General features: G+C 52.7%; 18 protein-coding genes. 14 read left to right on the top strand and 4 right to left on the bottom strand.

Going from position 1 to position 17,573, the window contains the following annotated elements; all coding sequences use genetic code 11:
• Nucleotides 1-27: 27 nt before the first annotated feature.
• The 12 genes from purA (at nt 28) to J4617_RS12220 (ending at nt 12,170) form a co-directional block, all read left to right on the top strand.
• Nucleotides 28-1,326 carry an adenylosuccinate synthase gene (gene purA, locus J4617_RS12275; protein ID WP_000527972.1) on the top strand — a complete coding sequence of 433 codons (1,299 nt, stop codon included), beginning with the start codon at nt 28-30 and terminating at the stop codon, nt 1,324-1,326.
• A gap of 207 nt (nt 1,327-1,533) precedes the next feature.
• On the top strand, nt 1,534-1,959 hold the full coding sequence (nsrR, locus tag J4617_RS12270; protein ID WP_001177632.1) for a nitric oxide-sensing transcriptional repressor NsrR: 426 nt from the start codon (nt 1,534-1,536) through the stop codon (nt 1,957-1,959).
• A 37-nt stretch (nt 1,960-1,996) separates the two neighbouring features.
• Complete coding sequence (rnr, locus tag J4617_RS12265; RefSeq protein ID WP_000076357.1) at nt 1,997-4,435, top strand: ribonuclease R; 2,439 nt, start codon at nt 1,997-1,999, stop codon at nt 4,433-4,435.
• A gap of 90 nt (nt 4,436-4,525) precedes the next feature.
• Nucleotides 4,526-5,257, top strand: coding sequence for a 23S rRNA (guanosine(2251)-2'-O)-methyltransferase RlmB (gene rlmB, locus J4617_RS12260; RefSeq protein ID WP_001293274.1), 732 nt, complete (start codon nt 4,526-4,528; stop codon nt 5,255-5,257).
• A 132-nt stretch (nt 5,258-5,389) separates the two neighbouring features.
• Nucleotides 5,390-5,794, top strand: coding sequence for a DUF2170 family protein (locus J4617_RS12255; protein WP_000312605.1), 405 nt, complete (start codon nt 5,390-5,392; stop codon nt 5,792-5,794).
• Between the two features lie 14 nt (nt 5,795-5,808).
• Nucleotides 5,809-6,507 carry a PspA/IM30 family protein gene (locus J4617_RS12250; protein WP_000511974.1) on the top strand — a complete coding sequence of 233 codons (699 nt, stop codon included), beginning with the start codon at nt 5,809-5,811 and terminating at the stop codon, nt 6,505-6,507.
• Nucleotides 6,507-7,577: an ion channel gene (locus tag J4617_RS12245; RefSeq protein ID WP_000899675.1), complete on the top strand. Its 1,071-nt coding sequence runs from the start codon at nt 6,507-6,509 to the stop codon at nt 7,575-7,577. Before J4617_RS12250 ends, J4617_RS12245 begins: the two co-directional genes overlap by 1 nt.
• Nucleotides 7,550-8,233, top strand: coding sequence for a YjfK family protein (locus tag J4617_RS12240; protein ID WP_000090290.1), 684 nt, complete (start codon nt 7,550-7,552; stop codon nt 8,231-8,233). The genes J4617_RS12245 and J4617_RS12240 overlap by 28 nt, the downstream gene beginning before the upstream one ends.
• Nucleotides 8,234-8,250: 17 nt before the next feature.
• A complete protein-coding gene (locus tag J4617_RS12235; RefSeq protein WP_000547737.1) occupies nt 8,251-8,649 on the top strand; it encodes a DUF350 domain-containing protein in 399 nt (132 codons plus the stop codon).
• Between the two features lie 9 nt (nt 8,650-8,658).
• Nucleotides 8,659-9,297 (top strand): DUF1190 domain-containing protein, encoded by a 639-nt coding sequence (locus J4617_RS12230; protein WP_001085592.1) that lies wholly within the window; start codon nt 8,659-8,661, stop codon nt 9,295-9,297.
• A 2-nt stretch (nt 9,298-9,299) separates the two neighbouring features.
• Complete coding sequence (locus J4617_RS12225) at nt 9,300-10,463, top strand: glutathionylspermidine synthase family protein (protein ID WP_000943930.1); 1,164 nt, start codon at nt 9,300-9,302, stop codon at nt 10,461-10,463.
• Nucleotides 10,464-10,547: 84 nt separating this feature from the next.
• A complete protein-coding gene (locus tag J4617_RS12220; RefSeq protein ID WP_000118972.1) occupies nt 10,548-12,170 on the top strand; it encodes an isovaleryl-CoA dehydrogenase in 1,623 nt (540 codons plus the stop codon).
• 44 nt (nt 12,171-12,214) lie between these two features.
• Here the strand turns inward: J4617_RS12220 and yjfN are convergent, their stop codons facing one another.
• Together yjfN and bsmA are read right to left on the bottom strand one after the other, a co-directional pair.
• Nucleotides 12,215-12,490: a DUF1471 family protease activator YjfN gene (gene yjfN, locus J4617_RS12215; protein ID WP_001518964.1), complete on the bottom strand. Its 276-nt coding sequence runs from the start codon at nt 12,488-12,490 to the stop codon at nt 12,215-12,217.
• Nucleotides 12,491-12,620: 130 nt separating this feature from the next.
• Nucleotides 12,621-12,950 (bottom strand): biofilm peroxide resistance protein BsmA, encoded by a 330-nt coding sequence (bsmA, locus tag J4617_RS12210; protein ID WP_000586835.1) that lies wholly within the window; start codon nt 12,948-12,950, stop codon nt 12,621-12,623.
• Between the two features lie 183 nt (nt 12,951-13,133).
• Here bsmA and yjfP point away from each other — a divergent pair, with 183 nt between their 5' ends.
• Complete coding sequence (gene yjfP / locus J4617_RS12205; protein ID WP_000560306.1) at nt 13,134-13,883, top strand: esterase; 750 nt, start codon at nt 13,134-13,136, stop codon at nt 13,881-13,883.
• Here yjfP and ulaR read toward each other — a convergent pair.
• Nucleotides 13,880-14,635 carry an HTH-type transcriptional regulator UlaR gene (ulaR, locus tag J4617_RS12200; RefSeq protein WP_000133618.1) on the bottom strand — a complete coding sequence of 252 codons (756 nt, stop codon included), beginning with the start codon at nt 14,633-14,635 and terminating at the stop codon, nt 13,880-13,882. The two genes, yjfP and ulaR, sit on opposite strands and share 4 nt — an antisense overlap.
• Nucleotides 14,636-14,739: 104 nt before the next feature.
• On the bottom strand, nt 14,740-15,804 hold the full coding sequence (gene ulaG / locus J4617_RS12195) for an L-ascorbate 6-phosphate lactonase (protein ID WP_000049161.1): 1,065 nt from the start codon (nt 15,802-15,804) through the stop codon (nt 14,740-14,742).
• Nucleotides 15,805-16,175: 371 nt separating this feature from the next.
• Between ulaG and ulaA the strand changes: the two genes are divergently transcribed.
• Nucleotides 16,176-17,573 (top strand): PTS ascorbate transporter subunit IIC, encoded by a 1,398-nt coding sequence (gene ulaA / locus J4617_RS12190; protein WP_000404873.1) that lies wholly within the window; start codon nt 16,176-16,178, stop codon nt 17,571-17,573.

Raw genomic sequence — 17,573 nt, 5'->3', positions numbered from 1 at the left:
TTTTTAAGCAAACGGTGATTTTGAAAAATGGGTAACAACGTCGTCGTACTGGGCACCCAATGGGGTGACGAAGGTAAAGGAAAGATCGTCGATCTTCTGACTGAACGGGCTAAATATGTTGTACGCTACCAGGGCGGTCACAACGCAGGCCATACTCTCGTAATCAACGGTGAAAAAACCGTTCTCCATCTTATTCCATCAGGTATTCTTCGCGAGAATGTAACCAGCATCATCGGTAACGGTGTTGTGCTGTCTCCGAGCGCGCTGATGAAAGAGATGAAAGAACTGGAAGACCGTGGCATCCCCGTTCGTGAGCGTCTGCTGCTGTCTGAAGCCTGTCCGCTGATCCTTGATTATCACGTTGCGCTGGATAACGCGCGTGAGAAAGCGCGTGGCGCGAAAGCGATCGGCACCACCGGGCGTGGAATCGGGCCTGCTTATGAAGATAAAGTGGCACGTCGCGGTCTGCGTGTTGGTGACCTTTTCGACAAAGAAACCTTCGCTGAAAAACTGAAAGAAGTGATGGAATATCACAACTTCCAGTTGGTTAACTACTACAAAGCTGAAGCGGTTGATTACCAGAAAGTTCTGGATGATACGATGGCTGTTGCCGACATCCTGACTTCTATGGTTGTTGACGTTTCGGACCTGCTCGACCAGGCGCGTCAGCGTGGCGATTTCGTCATGTTTGAAGGTGCGCAGGGTACCCTGCTGGATATCGACCACGGTACTTATCCGTACGTAACTTCTTCTAACACCACTGCAGGTGGCGTGGCGACCGGTTCCGGCCTGGGCCCGCGTTATGTTGATTACGTTCTGGGTATCCTCAAAGCTTACTCCACTCGCGTAGGTGCGGGTCCGTTCCCGACCGAACTGTTTGATGAAACCGGCGAGTTCCTCTGCAAGCAGGGTAACGAATATGGCGCTACTACCGGCCGTCGTCGTCGTACCGGCTGGCTGGACACCGTTGCCGTTCGTCGTGCGGTACAGCTGAACTCCCTGTCTGGCTTCTGCCTGACCAAACTGGACGTGCTGGATGGCCTGAAAGAGGTGAAACTCTGCGTGGCTTATCGTATGCCGGATGGTCGCGAAGTGACTACCACTCCGCTGGCAGCTGACGACTGGAAAGGTGTAGAGCCGATTTACGAAACCATGCCGGGCTGGTCTGAATCCACCTTCGGCGTGAAAGATCGTAGCGGCCTGCCGCAGGCGGCGCTGAACTACATCAAACGTATCGAAGAACTGACCGGCGTGCCGATTGATATTATTTCTACCGGCCCCGATCGTACTGAGACGATGATTCTGCGCGACCCGTTCGACGCGTAAATCTGGTACGCCTGGCAGATATTTTGCTTGCCGGGCTAACAGTGTGATACATTGCTGTGTCGGGTAAGCCATTACGCTATCCGACACAGTGCTAAATCCTCGCTTTTTTCCTTCCCCGAACTGAAATAAATTAGCGACACAGCTTGTGGCTGGTTTATCATCAATACAGATAAGTTATATCCCGTTTTCCCTTTTCCTGAGGTTGATGTGCAGTTAACGAGTTTCACCGATTACGGCTTACGTGCGCTAATCTATATGGCGTCGTTACCAGATGGACGAATGACCAGCATTTCTGAGGTGACAGAAGTCTACGGCGTGTCCCGTAATCATATGGTCAAAATTATCAATCAGCTTAGCCGGGCGGGCTTTGTCACCGCCGTTCGGGGAAAAAATGGCGGTATCCGCCTGGGTAAACCGGCTAATACTATTTGTATTGGCGATGTGGTGCGTGAGCTGGAACCCTTATCACTGGTCAACTGTAGCAGCGAATTTTGCCACATCACCCCTGCCTGTCGTCTGAAACAGGCGCTTTCTAAGGCCGTGCAGAGTTTTCTCAAGGAGCTGGATAACTACACGCTTGCCGATTTGGTTGAAGAGAATCAACCGCTTTATAAATTATTACTGGTGGAGTGAAGTAAACTTCATTAGAGATGACAATGGAGGAACCTCAATGTCACAAGATCCTTTCCAGGAACGCGAAGCAGAAAAATACGCGAATCCTATCCCGAGCCGGGAATTTATCCTCGAACATTTAACGAAACGTGAAAAACCGGCCAGTCGCGAAGAACTGGCCGTAGAACTGAATATTGAAGGCGAAGAGCAGCTTGAAGCCTTGCGTCGCCGCCTGCGCGCGATGGAGCGCGACGGACAACTGGTCTTTACCCGCCGCCAGTGCTATGCGCTGCCGGAACGCCTCGACCTGCTGAAAGGCACCGTGATCGGTCATCGTGACGGTTACGGTTTCTTACGTGTCGAAGGCCGCAAAGACGATCTGTATCTTTCCAGCGAGCAGATGAAAACCTGTATTCATGGCGATCAGGTGCTGGCGCAGCCGCTGGGCGCCGATCGTAAAGGTCGCCGCGAAGCGCGTATCGTCCGTGTACTGGTACCGAAAACCAGTCAGATAGTCGGGCGTTATTTCACCGATGCGGGCGTCGGCTTTGTGGTGCCGGACGACAGCCGTCTCAGCTTCGACATTCTTATCCCGCCAGAAGACGTCATGGGCGCGCGGATGGGGTTCGTGGTCGTGGTTGAACTGACCCAACGTCCAACTCGCCGTACTAAAGCGGTAGGGAAAATCGTCGAAGTGCTGGGCGACAATATGGGCACCGGTATGGCGGTTGATATGGCGCTGCGTACCCATGAAATACCTTACATCTGGCCGCAGGCGGTAGAGCAGCAGGTCGCCGGGCTGAAAGAAGAGGTGCCGGAAGAGGCGAAAGTCGGTCGTGTCGATCTGCGCGATTTGCCGCTGGTCACGATTGATGGCGAAGATGCCCGTGACTTTGACGACGCGGTTTACTGTGAGAAAAAACGCGGCGGCGGCTGGCGTTTGTGGGTCGCTATTGCTGATGTGAGCTATTATGTACGGCCGCCAACGCCGCTGGATCGCGAGGCGCGCAATCGCGGCACGTCGGTTTACTTCCCGTCACAGGTTGTCCCAATGTTGCCGGAGGTGCTCTCCAACGGTCTGTGTTCGCTAAACCCGCAGGTTGACAGGCTGTGTATGGTCTGTGAAATGACCATCTCGGCAAAAGGTCGGCTGACCGGCTACAAATTCTATGAAGCGGTGATGAGCTCCCATGCGCGTCTGACCTATACCAAAGTCTGGCATATGCTGCAGGGCGATCAGGATCTGCGTGAACAATATGCGCCGCTGGTGAAGCATATTGAAGAGCTGCACAACCTCTACAAAGTGCTGGATAAAGCGCGTGAAGAGCGCGGGGGGATCTCGTTTGAGAGCGAAGAGGCGAAGTTTATCTTTAACGCCGAACGTCGCATTGAGCGTATCGAACAGACCCAGCGTAATGACGCGCATAAGCTTATCGAAGAGTGCATGATCATGGCGAATATCTCGGCGGCGCGCTTTGTCGAAAAAGCTAAAGAGCCGGCGCTATTCCGTATTCATGATAAGCCCACCACCGAAGCGATCACCTCATTCCGTTCCGTACTGGCGGAGCTGGGATTGGAGCTGCCGGGCGGAAATAAACCGGAACCGCGCGATTATGCCGAACTGCTTGAATCGATTGCCGACCGGCCGGACGCCGAAATGCTGCAAACTATGCTGCTGCGTTCAATGAAGCAGGCGATTTACGATCCGGAAAACCGCGGGCACTTTGGCCTGGCGTTGCAGTCTTATGCGCACTTTACCTCGCCGATTCGCCGCTATCCGGATCTTTCTTTGCACCGCGCCATTAAGTACCTGCTGGCGAAAGAGCAAGGGAACAAGGGCAACACCACAGAAACGGGCGGTTATCACTACTCGATGGAAGAGATGTTGCAGCTCGGCCAGCACTGTTCGATGGCGGAACGCCGCGCTGATGAAGCGACGCGTGATGTCTCCGACTGGCTGAAATGTGACTTTATGCTGGATCAGGTAGGCAACGTCTTTAAGGGCGTGATTGCCAGCGTCACCGGTTTCGGCTTCTTTGTCCGTCTTGATGAACTGTTTATCGATGGGCTGGTACACGTTTCCTCACTGGATAACGATTACTATCGCTTCGATCAGGTAGGGCAACGTCTGATTGGCGAGTCCGGCGGGCAGACATATCGCCTGGGCGACCGGGTCGAGGTACGCGTCGAAGCGGTGAATATGGACGAACGGAAAATTGACTTTAGCTTGATCTCCAGCGAGCGCGCACCGCGTAACGTCGGCAAAACGGCGCGTGAAAAAGCGAAAAAAGGTGAAAGTAAAAACGCCGGTAAACGTCGTCAGGTAGGTAAAAAAGTTAACTTCGAGCCTGATAGCGCCTTCCGCGGCGAGAAAAAAGCGAAGCCGAAAGCAGCGAAGAAAGATGCGAGAAAAGCAAAAAAGCCATCGGCTAAAACGCAGAAAATAGCCGCAGCGACCAAAGCGAAGCGTGCGGCGAAGAAAAAAGCGGCAGAGTGAGCAATACCCTCTTCAAACAGAAGAGGGTGAATTATCTGTAGGCCGGGCAAGCGTAGCGCCCCCGGCAAAACGTAAACAATGAGTACATTAATGAGCGAAATGATTTACGGCATCCACGCAGTGCAGGCCCTGCTGGAGCGCGCCCCTGAACGTTTTCAGGAAGTCTTTATTTTAAAAGGCCGTGAAGATAAACGTCTGTTGCCGCTGATCCACGCCCTTGAGTCCCAGGGCGTGGTTATCCAGCTGGCAAACCGCCAATATCTCGACGAGAAAAGCGACGGTGCCGTGCATCAGGGTATTATCGCTCGCGTGAAACCAGGCCGGCAGTATCAGGAAAACGATCTGCCGGATCTGATCGCATTACACGATCGCCCTTTTTTGTTGATCCTCGATGGCGTCACCGATCCGCATAATCTTGGCGCCTGTCTGCGCAGCGCCGATGCTGCAGGCGTACATGCGGTAATCGTGCCGAAAGACCGCTCCGCGCAACTTAACGCGACGGCGAAGAAAGTCGCCTGCGGCGCAGCGGAAAGCGTGCCGTTGATCCGCGTCACCAACCTGGCGCGCACGATGCGCATGTTGCAGGAAGAGAATATCTGGATTGTCGGAACGGCGGGCGAGGCTGACCATACGCTGTATCAGAGCAAAATGCCTGGCCGCATGGCGCTGGTCATGGGCGCAGAAGGTGAAGGTATGCGTCGTCTGACCCGTGAGCACTGCGATGAGCTGATCAGCATTCCTATGGCCGGTAGCGTGTCGTCGCTGAATGTCTCTGTGGCGACCGGGATTTGTCTGTTTGAAGCCGTTCGCCAGCGAACCTGACGCTAATAGTATTTTTTAAGAAAATAACCATCCATAATCGGATGGTTTTTTTTTATCTTTGGCTGGTAATATAAAAAGCAAAACCTACCCTGTAACTCCCTTTATTTATAAAAAAGAGATAGAGATAATAATATGGCATGGACTCCACGGACGCTGGCGGATGCGTTAAACAACATCGCCGAATTAGATATTGATATAGAAAATAATGAGTCTTCATTAATAATAAAAATGAATGATTATGGCGATTTACCACTGGCGGTTTTATTTACCTCGCAACAAATAGTTATCGAGACTTATATCTGTCCGGTAAATACGATTAGAGATACCGCGGAATTTAATCTTTTCTTACTGAGAAATCAGAAGGTTTTACCGCTGTCTTCGGTCGGTATTACTCAGGTAAAACAGGAGGAATATTATGTCGCTTTTGGCGCGCTGTCGTTAAATTCGTCGCTTGCCGACGTGACGCTGGAAATCACCACGCTTGTAGAAAATGCGTTGGATATCGCTGAAATAACACAAGTCTATTCACAGGAATAATACAGGCGGCTTACATGGGAATTTTAAAAAGTTTGTTCACGTTAGGTAAATCATTCGTTGCTCAGGCAGAAGACGCCATTGATGAAGCGCAGGGTGTACGTATGCTGGAGCAGCATATTCGCGACGCAAAAGCCGAGCTGGATAAAGCGGGTAAATCCAGAGTGGATTTATTGGCGCGGGTGAAGTTAAGCCATGACAAGCTGAATGATTTACGTGAGCGTAAAGCCAGCCTTGAAACACGGGCGTTGGCGGCAATGAGTAAGAATGTCGACGCCGCTTTACTCAACGAAGTGGCGGAAGAAATAGCCCGTCTGGAAAATGCCATTCTTGCCGAAGAACAGGTGCTGACTAATCTGGAAGCCTCTCGCGATGCGGTGGAGAAGGCCGTAACGGCGACAGGCCAGCGGATTGCGCAGTTTGAGCAGCAACTTGAAGTGGTTAAGGCGACAGAAGCCATGCAGCGCGCGCAGCAGGCGGTGACGACCTCGACCGTCGGAGCCGCGTCGAATGTGTCTACGGCGGCGGAGTCGCTTAAACGTTTACAAACGCGTCAGGCTGAACGCCAGGCCCGGCTGGATGCCGCCGCGCAGCTGGAAAAAGTCGCCGATGGACGCGACCTGGACGAAAAACTGGCGCAGGCGGGTATTGGCGCAACCAATAAAAGCAATGCTCAGGATGTGTTGGCGCGTTTACAGCGTCAACAAGGCGAATAATGCTCTTTACGTGGATTGTCAAAACCTGCCAGCGTCATTTGTCCAGACTGACCTGGCCCGCTTTGCTGGGCCTGTTTATCGGGCAGTATCTGCTTTGTTATCTGGTGCTGCGCCTGTTGCGCGAAAGCGCGTTGGTGAGCCAGTTAAGCGATTTTATCTATTACTGCTCGGTGGTGGGTTCCACATTAGGTTTTGGCGATCTTAGCCCGCAGACGGCGCCAGGACGTCTGTTCACCGCGCTGTGGCAAATTCCGGTTAGCGTCGGGTTGTTCGGCGCGTTAATGGGAAAAGTGATTGCGCAGGTACAGGGAATGTTAGCGAAAGGAATAACGGGCATGGGCGATTATCGCCATTTACACCATCATATGCTGGTGATTGGCTGGCGGGGTCATCAAACCGAAAAGATGATCTCATTGCTGCTATATGACAAGCGGCGTGCCTTTGAACGGGTTCTGCTGTGCGAACTGGAAGATATTCAGCATCCGCTGCCGGGTAATAACTGGGTGGATTTTATCCGCATCAGCAACTTTAACGATCCGCAGGAACACCAGCGCATGGGGCTGGAGCAGTGCCAGAGCGTGATTATTTTCGCTCGTACCGATGAGCAGACCTTCACGGCGGCGCTCTCGCTGGCAGACTATGTACCCGCGCAGTGCCATATTGTGGTTTATCTGGAAGACGAGCGTTATGCCGGATTACTGGAAACCCACTGCCCGCGCATGGAGATAGTCCGTAACCTTTCCGCTGAACAACTTTCCCGTTCCATTCAGGACCCAGGATCATCGCAATCTGTCGCTTCCATTATGAATCCGATGCTGGGCGATACCGGATTCGCGCTGCCTGTCCCGGCTTCTGTCGCGCCTATGCGATACGGCGCGCTAATGCGTTATATGAAGCTTCATCATGACGCGACGGTGCTGGGGATCAGTCACTGCAAGAATGGTCGTGGTATGGAATTGAATCCGGTGATTTCAACTGAAGTCAGAGGCGGTATGTGGCTACATCTGGTCGGTAATAATCGCATTCTGGCTGAAGAGGTCGCATGGCAAGAGATAGAGGTTCCCCTATGATGCAATTTTTTCAGCGTTTGCTCGGTAAAACAAGCGCGCCAGCGCCGATTCGCGGACCATTAGGATTACATCTTAACGCCGGTTTCACGCTGGATACGCTGGCATTTCGGCTACTGGAGTCGTCGTTGCTGGTGGCGCTACCGGGTGAAAAATACACTGTCGCGGCAGCGAGTCGTATAGATTTAGGCGGCGGCAGTCAGATTTTTCGCTACTACACCTCTGGCGATGAGTTTCTACAAATTAACACCACTGGCGGCACGGATGTTGACGACATTGATGACATCAAACTCTTTGTATATGAGGAAAGTTTCGGTATTAACGAGGAACGTCACTGGCGTTCAGCCATTGCGCCAGCGGCAATAGGGCCGATGACGCTCAACTGGCAAGAACGGCGCTGGCAGCGCTTTTTTAACCATGAAGAGCCGGGCAATATTGAACCTGTCTACATGCTGGAAAAGGTTGAAAATCAGCAGGCAGAGAAATGGGACGTTCACAATTTTACGATGGGCTTCCAGCGCCAGGTGACGGATGACGCCTGGGAGTATCTTCTATTGAACGGGGAAGAATCATTTAATGAGCGCGGTGAGCCTGAATGGGTGTTTTCACGCGCCCTCGGCGTGGATATCCCGCTCACTTCACTGACGGTTATTGGTTAAGCACATACAGGGAAATTATGCATATACTGGACGCATTACTGGCTTTCTGCGCCTATTTTTTTATTGGCGCGGCAATGGTCATTGTATTTCTTTTTATTTACTCAAAGATAACGCCGCATAATGAATGGCAGCTGATAAAAAATAACAATACTGCGGCATCGCTGGCCTTTAGCGGTACGTTGCTGGGCTATGTCATCCCCTTATCCAGTGCGGCGATAAACTCGGTCAGTATCCCGGACTATTTTGCCTGGGGCGGCATTGCGCTGGTGATTCAACTGCTGATTTATGGTTGCGTAAGGTTATACATGCCTACGCTGAGCGAAAAAATTATTCATCACAACGTGGCGGCGGGGCTATTTATGGGAACCGCAGCGCTGGCTGGCGGTATTTTTAACGCTGCCTGTATGACATGGTAACGGAAGATCATGGCAAAAAAACGAAAATCCAGAAGCACATCCGGCGTAGGCCATTCGGCAATAAGACGAATAGCCGAACCGGTCAATCCCTTTGAGCGGCAACGAAATCGCTACACGCCAAAATGCCTGACGCTGGCGATTATGGGTGGAGCGGCCTTTTTTCTCCTGAAAGGGTGCGGTGATGGCGGCAATAGTGACAACGACGGCGATGGGACGTTTTACGCCACGGTGAACGACTGTATTGACGATGGCAATAGCGCCAGCGTTTGCGCTGACGGCTGGAATAATGCGAAAACAGAATTTTACGCTAATGTGCCTAAGCAATTGACGCAGGAGCGCTGTCAGACGCAGTTTGGCGATTGCTACTTTGATATTACCGAGCGGAGCTGGGTTCCGGTATTAAGCGGCTTTTTACTCAGCCGCGCGATTCGTCAGAACCGTGATGAACAATACATCTATAGCAGCGGCGGTTCATCTTATGTCTCCCGTCCCGTCTGGCGCACCACATCCGGCGACTATGCGTGGCGCAGCGGCACAGGGAAAAGCGATACCGCGACCAGCCCTGGTTATATCACACGGAAAGCGTCCACCGTCTCCCGCGGCGGCTATGGCCGTTCTTCCAGCGCCCGCGGGCACTGGGGAGGCTAACCATGCTACGACACAACGTACCGATACGCCGGGATCTGGATAAGATCGCCTGCGATCACGGTTTTGACTTTCATGTTATCGATAACGAAATTTACTGGGATGAAAGCCGGGCCTACCGTTTTACATTACGGCAAATTGAAGAACAGATCGAAAAACCGACCGCAGAGCTTCATCAGATGTGTCTGGAGATTGTCGAGCGGGCCGTCCGGGATGAGCAGATCATGCAGCAGCTGGCGATCCCGCCATTGTACTGGGATGTCATCGCCGAAAGTTGGCGCAGCCGCGATCCTTCGCTTTACGGGCGGATGGATTTCGTCTGGTGCGGCAAAGATCCGGTTAAATTGCTGGAATACAATGCGGATACGCCGACGTCGCTCTATGAGTCCTCCTACTTTCAATGGCTATGGCTGGAGGATGCTCGTCGTAGCGGCGCCATCCCGCGTGATGCCGATCAATACAACGCGATACAGGAGCGGCTGATCGCCCGCTTCAGCGAGCTGTACAGTCGGGAACCGCTCTACTTTTGCTGTTGTGAAGATACCGACGAAGATCGCACGACGGTGCTGTACCTTCAGGATTGCGCGCAGCAGGCGGGCCAGGAAACGCGATTTATCTATATTGAAGAACTGGGACTTGGCGTAGGCGGCGTGCTGACCGATCTGGACGATAACGTGATTCGCCGCGCCTTTAAGCTCTACCCGCTGGAGTGGATGATGCGCGACGACAACGGCCCGCTGTTGCGAAAACGTCGTGAGCAATGGATTGAGCCATTGTGGAAAAGTATTCTGAGTAACAAAGGGCTGTTGCCGTTATTGTGGCGCTTTTTCCCTGGCCATCCGAATCTGCTGCCGGCCTGGTTTGAGGGCGAAAAATCGCTCGCAGCGCCAGGTGAAAGCAGCGTGCGGAAGCCGATTTATTCACGTGAAGGCGGCAACGTCACGATTTTCGACGAGCGGCAAAATGTTATCGATCATGCCGACGGCGACTACGCTGACGAGCCGATGATTTACCAGGCGTTTCAGCCTTTGCCGCGCTTTGGCGATAGCTATACGCTGATTGGCAGTTGGATCATTGACGATGAAGCCTCCGGGATGGGGATTCGCGAGGACAATACGCTAATTACCAAAGACACTTCCCGTTTCGTCCCACATTATATTGCCGGTTAATCATACTTTTGTGATCTTGCTCCGGCGTCAATGGCGCAGTCATGACCATACTTGACTTCAGCGCCATTGAAGGAGGGAGACACCATGTCCTGGCAAACACATACCGTTTTTAATCAACCAGCTCCGCTCAATAACAGTAACTTATTCCTGTCTGATGGCGCGCTGTGTGAAGCGGTTTCCCGGGAAGGCGCGGGATGGGATAGCGATCTTCTCGCCAGCATTGGCCAACAACTGGGAACGGCGGAATCACTGGAACTGGGGCGTCTGGCGAACGCGCATCCTCCTGAGTTGCTACGTTACGATCCCCAGGGACAGCGTCTGGATGACGTTCGCTTTCATCCCGCCTGGCACCTGTTGATGCAGGGGCTTTGCGCTAATCGGGTACATAACCTGGCCTGGGAGGAGGAGGCAAGGGCGGGAAGTTTTGTCGCCCGGGCGGCGCGTTTTGTATTACATGCTCAGGTAGAAGCGGGAACACTCTGTCCTGTCACGATGACCTTTGCCGCGACACCGTTGCTATTGCAGATGCTTCCCGCCACTTTCCATGACTGGCTGGTGCCGCTGCGCAGCGATCGCTACGATTCGCATTTGCTGCCGGGCGGGCAAAAGCGGGGTCTGCTCATCGGCATGGGAATGACGGAAAAGCAGGGCGGATCTGACGTACTCAGTAATACGACCCACGCGGAGCGGCTGGCGGATGATTCATATCGGCTGGTGGGACATAAATGGTTTTTCTCTGTGCCGCAAAGCGATGCGCACCTCGTGTTGGCGCAGGCAAAAGGAGGACTATCCTGTTTCTTTGTGCCGCGTTTCCTGCCAGACGGGCAACGGAACTCTGTTCGTCTTGAACGCCTGAAAGATAAACTCGGTAATCGATCTAATGCCAGCGCCGAAGTCGAGTTTCAGGATGCCGTCGGCTGGCGGCTGGGAGAAGAGGGCGAAGGGATTCGGCATATCTTAAAGATGGGCGGTATGACGCGTCTTGATTGCGCGCTCGGGAGTCATGGCTTAATGCGGCGTGCGTTTTCAGTCGCCATTTACCATGCTCATCAGCGTCAGGCTTTTGGTAAGCCGCTGATCGAACAACCGTTGATGCGACAAACCTTAAGTCGTATGGCGCTATGCCTGGAGGGGCAGACGGCGCTTTTGTTTCGGCTGGCGCGCGCCTGGGAGCAACGTCGCGAGGCGAAAGAGGCATTATGGGCGCGATTATTCACGCCAGCGGCGAAATTCGCCATCTGTAAGCAGGGAATCCCTTTTGTGGCTGAGGCGATGGAGGTTCTCGGCGGGATGGGGTATTGCGAAGAGAGCGAACTCCCGCGCCTGTACCGTGAAATGCCGGTGAACAGTATCTGGGAAGGTTCCGGCAATATCATGTGTCTGGATGTACTTCGGGTGCTGACAAAACAACACGGCGTCTATGACGTATTGAGTGAGGCTTTTGCGGAAGTCAAAGGCCAGGATCGCCATTACGACCGCGCGGTACGTCAGCTACAGCAACGTTTACGCAAACCGGACGAAGCAATGGGCAGAGAGATTACGCAGCAGCTTTTCTTGCTGGGATGCGGAGCGGAAATGCTGCGTCATGCCTCGCCGCCGCTGGCGCAAGCGTGGTGTCAGATGATGCTGGATACACGCGGCGAAATGCCGCTGCTTGCCCAGGTGCAAAATGATTTACTGTTAAGGGCGACCGGGGGACTGCGGTAACGTTTGGCCTGTAGTACATGCCATCCGGCGCGAGCCACGCGGCATCAGGCATAGAGTATCGCCTGTACGCGCCAGTTATCCGACTGTTGTTCTTCATACATTTGAATAATTCTGTACCAGGACGCACCCTGTTCATCGGCTTTGAGGGCGATAATCCGCTCTACATCTTGTGGGTTTCCTGCAACATTACTGACCGAGATCAGGCCGATTTCATTCAGACCCGTTACGCAGTCAGCACTGGCGAATTCGGCAGACTGTGCCGTCGTACTCACCAGTCCGGCAGAAAGCAGCAGTGAGGATAAGGCAAGTTCTTGTTTCATCGTCAGCTCCTTATTACATACCCCGCATTTAACAGGACGCTCCATCACGGTAAACCTGTTTGTTTATTGTGCACAGGTAAACGCATAGGGGCGCAAAGCAATGTAAAACTGACTAAAAATCAATCTACTGTTATTGACGATACAAAATGGCTTGTGAATACCACTGGCCGGTTACAACCGTTTCATCAACCATTAAGATAACGTAATAATCGGCTTTCGCAGCGGCGGCTTTCGCTCTGATTTCATCTATTGCATCATCCGGGGAACCCCGAACCAGCGCGCTTACGGTCCCCATCCGCTGTAGTCCTTGCGTTTGATCGCGACGGATTTCCTGCGGGTGATCGGCGACAGGCGGCGCAGGTTGCGGCGTACCCTGCAGCACGCTACACGCGCTTAATAACAGCGCTGCTATCAATGAAGCAAACCGACGCATAACTCTATCTCGTTTCCTGATAATCATAGTGTAATGCCTTATTGATTTCCCTTTAGGGGGAATGTTCCCGAAGTGTTACCTGTCACGCGATTTTCGAATGAAAACGTTGCGAAAGCGTAACCCAGTTCTCAAACATTATGAATTATTGCGCTATCCATAAACTTGCGTTAAGTATTTCTCCGTGGCATACCGGATAAAAAGGAGAGAATAATGATAGCGATTGAAACACGGCAATTAGCCGGAGGCGTCGTACTACATGCCTTCCCGGAAGGGAAACGCGCCGTGCCGCTTCCCTGTGTGGTGTTCTATCACGGCTTCACCTCCTCCAGCCTGGTTTATAGTTATTTTGCCGTTGCCCTGGCACAGGCAGGATTCCGGGTAGTCATGCCGGATGCGCCGGAGCATGGCGCTCGCTTCGGCGGCGACTCACAGGGACGGATACACCGATTCTGGCAGATTCTGCACCAAAACATGCAGGAATTTACGACGTTACGTGCGGCGATTCAGGAGGAAAACTGGCTACTTGACGGGCGGTTGGCGGTGGGCGGCGCATCCATGGGCGGTATGACGGCGCTGGGCATTATGACGCGTCACCGTGAGGTAAAATGCGGGGCCAGTTTAATGGGGTCGGGCTATTTTACCGGGCTTGCCCGGACGCTTTTCCCGCCGTTATCCCCGCAGAACCCGGCGCAGCAGGCGGAATTCGACAATATCATCGCGCCGCTACGTGAATGGGAAGTCACACACCAGTTGGAGCGACTGGCCGACAGGCCGCTTCTGTTGTGGCATGGTCAGGAGGATGACGTGGTGCCTGCTATCGAAACCTTCCGGCTCCAGCAGGCACTCGCCGGGGCGAAGCTGGATAAGCATGTGACCTGTTTATGGGCCGCAGGCGTGCGGCATCGCATTACGCCAGAAGCGTTGTCGGCGACGGTAGCGTTTTTCCGACAGCATCTTTAAACGCGGAGTATGCTTACACCCTGGGCTTCAAGCTGTTGCAAAACCTGCGGATTGGCATTTTTGCCGGTAATCAGCATAGCGATCTGATCGGCGCGGCTGAACAGCATTCCCGCGCGCTCGCCAATTTTACTGCTATCGACCAGCGCGACCAGTTTCCCGACGACGCTGAGCATTTTTTGTTCCGCCATGGCGGTTAGCATATCGGTTTTGTACAGGCCATCCGCGGTTAAGCCCTTTCCGCTGGTAAACATCCAGTGGCCCGCATAGAGACTGTTTTCACTTCCTTGCGGGCTCAGGGTAATCGACTGGCTTTTATTATACTGACCACCCATGATAATCACGCTGTCATGCTCTTGATCGATCAGATAATTCGCCAACGGCAGATAGTTGGTAATGATCTGTACCGGCTTCCCGCACATTTCGCGCCCCAGCAGGAAAGCGGTGGAGCCGCAGTTAATCACTACGCTTTCACCCGGGTTTACCAGCTGCGACGCCGCTTTCGCGATGCGTACTTTTTCATCGTGGTTTTGCGCCTGGTGCAGATTCATCGGCGTCCAGCGGGGCCGCTGTTGGGTAATGGCCTCTGCGCCGTTGCGCACTTTTTTAAGTTTCCCGCTTTCGTCGAGCTTGTTGATGTCACGGCGCGCTGTCGCCGGGGAGATCCCCAGACGCTCAATCACGTTTTCGACGGTAACAAAGCCCAACTGTGCCAGCATATCCAGCAGTATTTGATGTCTTTGTGCTTCAGTCATGAGCTATTCCGATACAAATTGATTTGAAAAGATGATATTTGAAATAGCCTGGAAATACTAAAGTAAATGGAAAAAATGCCGGGTAATCCCGGCATGATATCGACTCACAGGAAGGATTTGAACGGTAGATCGGGTTCAATGGTAAAGCAATCGTCAAACCCACGCGGATAGTGGTATTCGAAATTGTCTTTATCCAGCGGCCAGGTAAACTTGCCGCCAACCTGCCAGATAAACGGTTTAAAACCATACTTCAGGCGATCTTTCTTCATTTCCCATAGCACGCGGATCTCCTGCGGATCGGCCTGGAAGTTCGACCAGATATCGTGATGGAACGGGATCACCACTTTGGTATTCAGCGATTCCGCCATGCGTAAAATATCCGCGCTGGTCATTTTGTCCGTAATACCGCGCGGGTTTTCACCGTAAGAACCGAGCGCGACATCAATTTGATGTTCGTTGCCGTGTTTCGCGTAGTAGTTGGAATAGTGAGAATCGCCGCTGTGATAGAGATTGCCGCCCGGCGTTTTAAACAGATAGTTAACCGCGCGTACATCCATGCCGTCCGGCAGTACGCCAGCGGCTTTCTGATCGGCGGGCAGGGTGATTAATGCGGTGCGGTCAAAGGCATCAAGCGCGTGAATTTCAATATCTTTCACTTTCACGACATCGCCCGGTTTTACCACGATGCAGCGTTCTTTCGGCACGCCCCAGCCAACCCATAAATCCACGCAGGTCTGCGGGCCGATAAACGGAACATCATCGGCGCAATTCTGCATTACGGCAGCCGCGACATTGACGTCAATGTGATCGTTATGGTCGTGGGTCGCCAGTACGGCGTCAATCTGACGGATAGCGAAAGGATCGAGAACAAACGGCGTGGTGCGCAGGTTAGGCTGTAATTTTTTGACGCCAGCCATACGCTGCATCTGATGGCCGGTTTTCATCAACGGATTACCGTGGCTCTGTTTACCGGTACCGCACCAGAAATCGACGCATACGTTAGTGCCGCCTTCAGATTTTAGCCAGATACCGGTACAGCCCAGCCACCACATAGCGAACGTACCCGGCGCGACCTGCTCTTGCTCAATCTCTTCGTTCAGCCAGCTTCCCCACTCCGGAAACGTGCTCAGAATCCATGATTCACGCGTGATGCTTTGTACTTTACTCATCGCATTTACCTTCATGTTTGTTCAAAATAGTTCAAAATAGTTCAAAACGTGATTTGTTTTGATTAATCCTGACACTATTTTCTCAAGAAAGCAATGGGCTATTTTTTGACTTTTGGGTAGGGGATAACGCAGTCAGGAGAAAATTTAATCTTGCCTGGCGTCATGGGGATGTAGCCATCTTTATGATTTTACTTATTTAATGAAAAAATGAGTTACCTATAAGTAAACCATGTATTAAGTGCGCTAATTATTTGCGCGCTACGTCACATTTAATCAAATTCAATCTTGTTGTGATTACTTTTGAAAATTACAGTGAAGGGACATTATCCTGAGCGCCTGTGACTCAGCAACCTCGTCTACCGGAGATCGTTATGGAGATCCTCTACAACATCTTTACCATTTTCTTTAATCAGGTAATGACCAATGCCCCGCTATTACTGGGTATTGTGACCTGCCTGGGCTATATCCTGCTGCGTAAAAGCGTCAGCGTGATCATCAAAGGGACGATCAAAACCATCATTGGCTTCATGCTGCTACAGGCCGGGTCCGGCATTCTGACCAGCACCTTTAAACCGGTGGTGGCGAAAATGTCTGAGGTCTACGGCATCAACGGCGCGATTTCCGATACCTATGCTTCGATGATGGCAACGATCGAACGGATGGGTGATGCGTATAGCTGGGTAGGCTACGCGGTGTTGCTCGCGCTGGCGCTGAATATTTGTTACGTCTTGTTGCGACGCATTACCGGTATTCGCACCATCATGTTGACCGGGCACATCATGTTCCAGCAGGCGGGGCTGATTGCGGTCTCTTTCTATATCTTCGGCTATTCCATGTGGACCACCATTATCTGCACGGCGATACTGGTTTCCCTGTACTGGGGTATTACCTCCAACATGATGTACAAGCCGACTCAGGAAGTGACGGACGGCTGCGGTTTCTCCATCGGTCACCAGCAGCAGTTTGCTTCCTGGATTGCCTATAAAGTCGCGCCGTTCCTGGGCAAAAAAGAGGAAAGCGTTGAAGACCTCAAACTGCCGGGCTGGCTGAACATTTTCCATGACAACATCGTCTCCACGGCGATTGTAATGACCATCTTCTTTGGTGCCATTCTGCTCTCTTTTGGTATCGATACCGTACAGGCGATGGCGGGTAAAACCCACTGGACAATCTATATCCTGCAAACCGGTTTCTCCTTTGCGGTGGCGATCTTCATCATCACCCAGGGCGTGCGTATGTTTGTCGCCGAGCTCTCTGAGGCCTTTAACGGTATCTCCCAGCGTCTGATTCCGGGCGCAGTACTGGCGATTGACTGCGCCGCTATTTATAGCTTCGCGCCGAACGCGGTGGTCTGGGGCTTTATGTGGGGCACCATCGGCCAGCTGATTGCGGTTGGCATCCTGGTTGCCTGCGGCTCCTCGATCCTGATTATTCCTGGCTTTATCCCGATGTTCTTCTCTAACGCCACTATCGGCGTGTTCGCTAACCACTTCGGCGGCTGGCGTGCGGCGCTGAAGATTTGTCTGGTGATGGGGATGATCGAAATCTTTGGTTGCGTCTGGGCGGTGAAACTCACGGGGATGAGCGCCTGGATGGGTATGGCGGACTGGTCGATTCTGGCGCCGCCGATGATGCAGGGCTTCTTCTCCCTCGGTATCGCCTTTATGGCCGTCATCATTGTAATTGCACTGGCTTATATGTTCTTCGCTGGCCGCGCACTGCGCGCAGAAGAAGATGCAGAAAAACAACTGGCAGAACAGTCTGCTTAA

Source organism: Salmonella sp. 32010601201800023SM, from assembly GCF_017572235.1.
GTDB lineage: Bacteria > Pseudomonadota > Gammaproteobacteria > Enterobacterales > Enterobacteriaceae > Salmonella > Salmonella enterica.
Note: the sequence above shows the minus strand (reverse complement) of the source record. Positions and strands in the feature narration are given on the sequence as shown.

What these genes read in the sequence shown, in the direction of transcription:
- purA (WP_000527972.1), top strand. Translation starts at nt 28, where the DNA reads ATGGGTAACAACGTCGTCGTACTGGGCACCCAATGGGGTGACGAAGGT.
- rnr (WP_000076357.1), top strand. Translation starts at nt 1,997, where the DNA reads ATGTCACAAGATCCTTTCCAGGAACGCGAAGCAGAAAAATACGCGAAT.
- rlmB (WP_001293274.1), top strand. Translation starts at nt 4,526, where the DNA reads ATGAGCGAAATGATTTACGGCATCCACGCAGTGCAGGCCCTGCTGGAG.
- J4617_RS12255 (WP_000312605.1), top strand. Translation starts at nt 5,390, where the DNA reads ATGGCATGGACTCCACGGACGCTGGCGGATGCGTTAAACAACATCGCC.
- J4617_RS12250 (WP_000511974.1), top strand. Translation starts at nt 5,809, where the DNA reads ATGGGAATTTTAAAAAGTTTGTTCACGTTAGGTAAATCATTCGTTGCT.
- J4617_RS12245 (WP_000899675.1), top strand. Translation starts at nt 6,507, where the DNA reads ATGCTCTTTACGTGGATTGTCAAAACCTGCCAGCGTCATTTGTCCAGA.
- J4617_RS12240 (WP_000090290.1), top strand. Translation starts at nt 7,550, where the DNA reads ATGGCAAGAGATAGAGGTTCCCCTATGATGCAATTTTTTCAGCGTTTG.
- J4617_RS12235 (WP_000547737.1), top strand. Translation starts at nt 8,251, where the DNA reads ATGCATATACTGGACGCATTACTGGCTTTCTGCGCCTATTTTTTTATT.
- J4617_RS12230 (WP_001085592.1), top strand. Translation starts at nt 8,659, where the DNA reads ATGGCAAAAAAACGAAAATCCAGAAGCACATCCGGCGTAGGCCATTCG.
- J4617_RS12225 (WP_000943930.1), top strand. Translation starts at nt 9,300, where the DNA reads ATGCTACGACACAACGTACCGATACGCCGGGATCTGGATAAGATCGCC.
- J4617_RS12220 (WP_000118972.1), top strand. Translation starts at nt 10,548, where the DNA reads ATGTCCTGGCAAACACATACCGTTTTTAATCAACCAGCTCCGCTCAAT.
- yjfN (WP_001518964.1), bottom strand. Translation starts at nt 12,490, where the DNA reads ATGAAACAAGAACTTGCCTTATCCTCACTGCTGCTTTCTGCCGGACTG.
- bsmA (WP_000586835.1), bottom strand. Translation starts at nt 12,950, where the DNA reads ATGATTATCAGGAAACGAGATAGAGTTATGCGTCGGTTTGCTTCATTG.
- yjfP (WP_000560306.1), top strand. Translation starts at nt 13,134, where the DNA reads ATGATAGCGATTGAAACACGGCAATTAGCCGGAGGCGTCGTACTACAT.
- ulaR (WP_000133618.1), bottom strand. Translation starts at nt 14,635, where the DNA reads ATGACTGAAGCACAAAGACATCAAATACTGCTGGATATGCTGGCACAG.
- ulaG (WP_000049161.1), bottom strand. Translation starts at nt 15,804, where the DNA reads ATGAGTAAAGTACAAAGCATCACGCGTGAATCATGGATTCTGAGCACG.
- ulaA (WP_000404873.1), top strand. Translation starts at nt 16,176, where the DNA reads ATGGAGATCCTCTACAACATCTTTACCATTTTCTTTAATCAGGTAATG.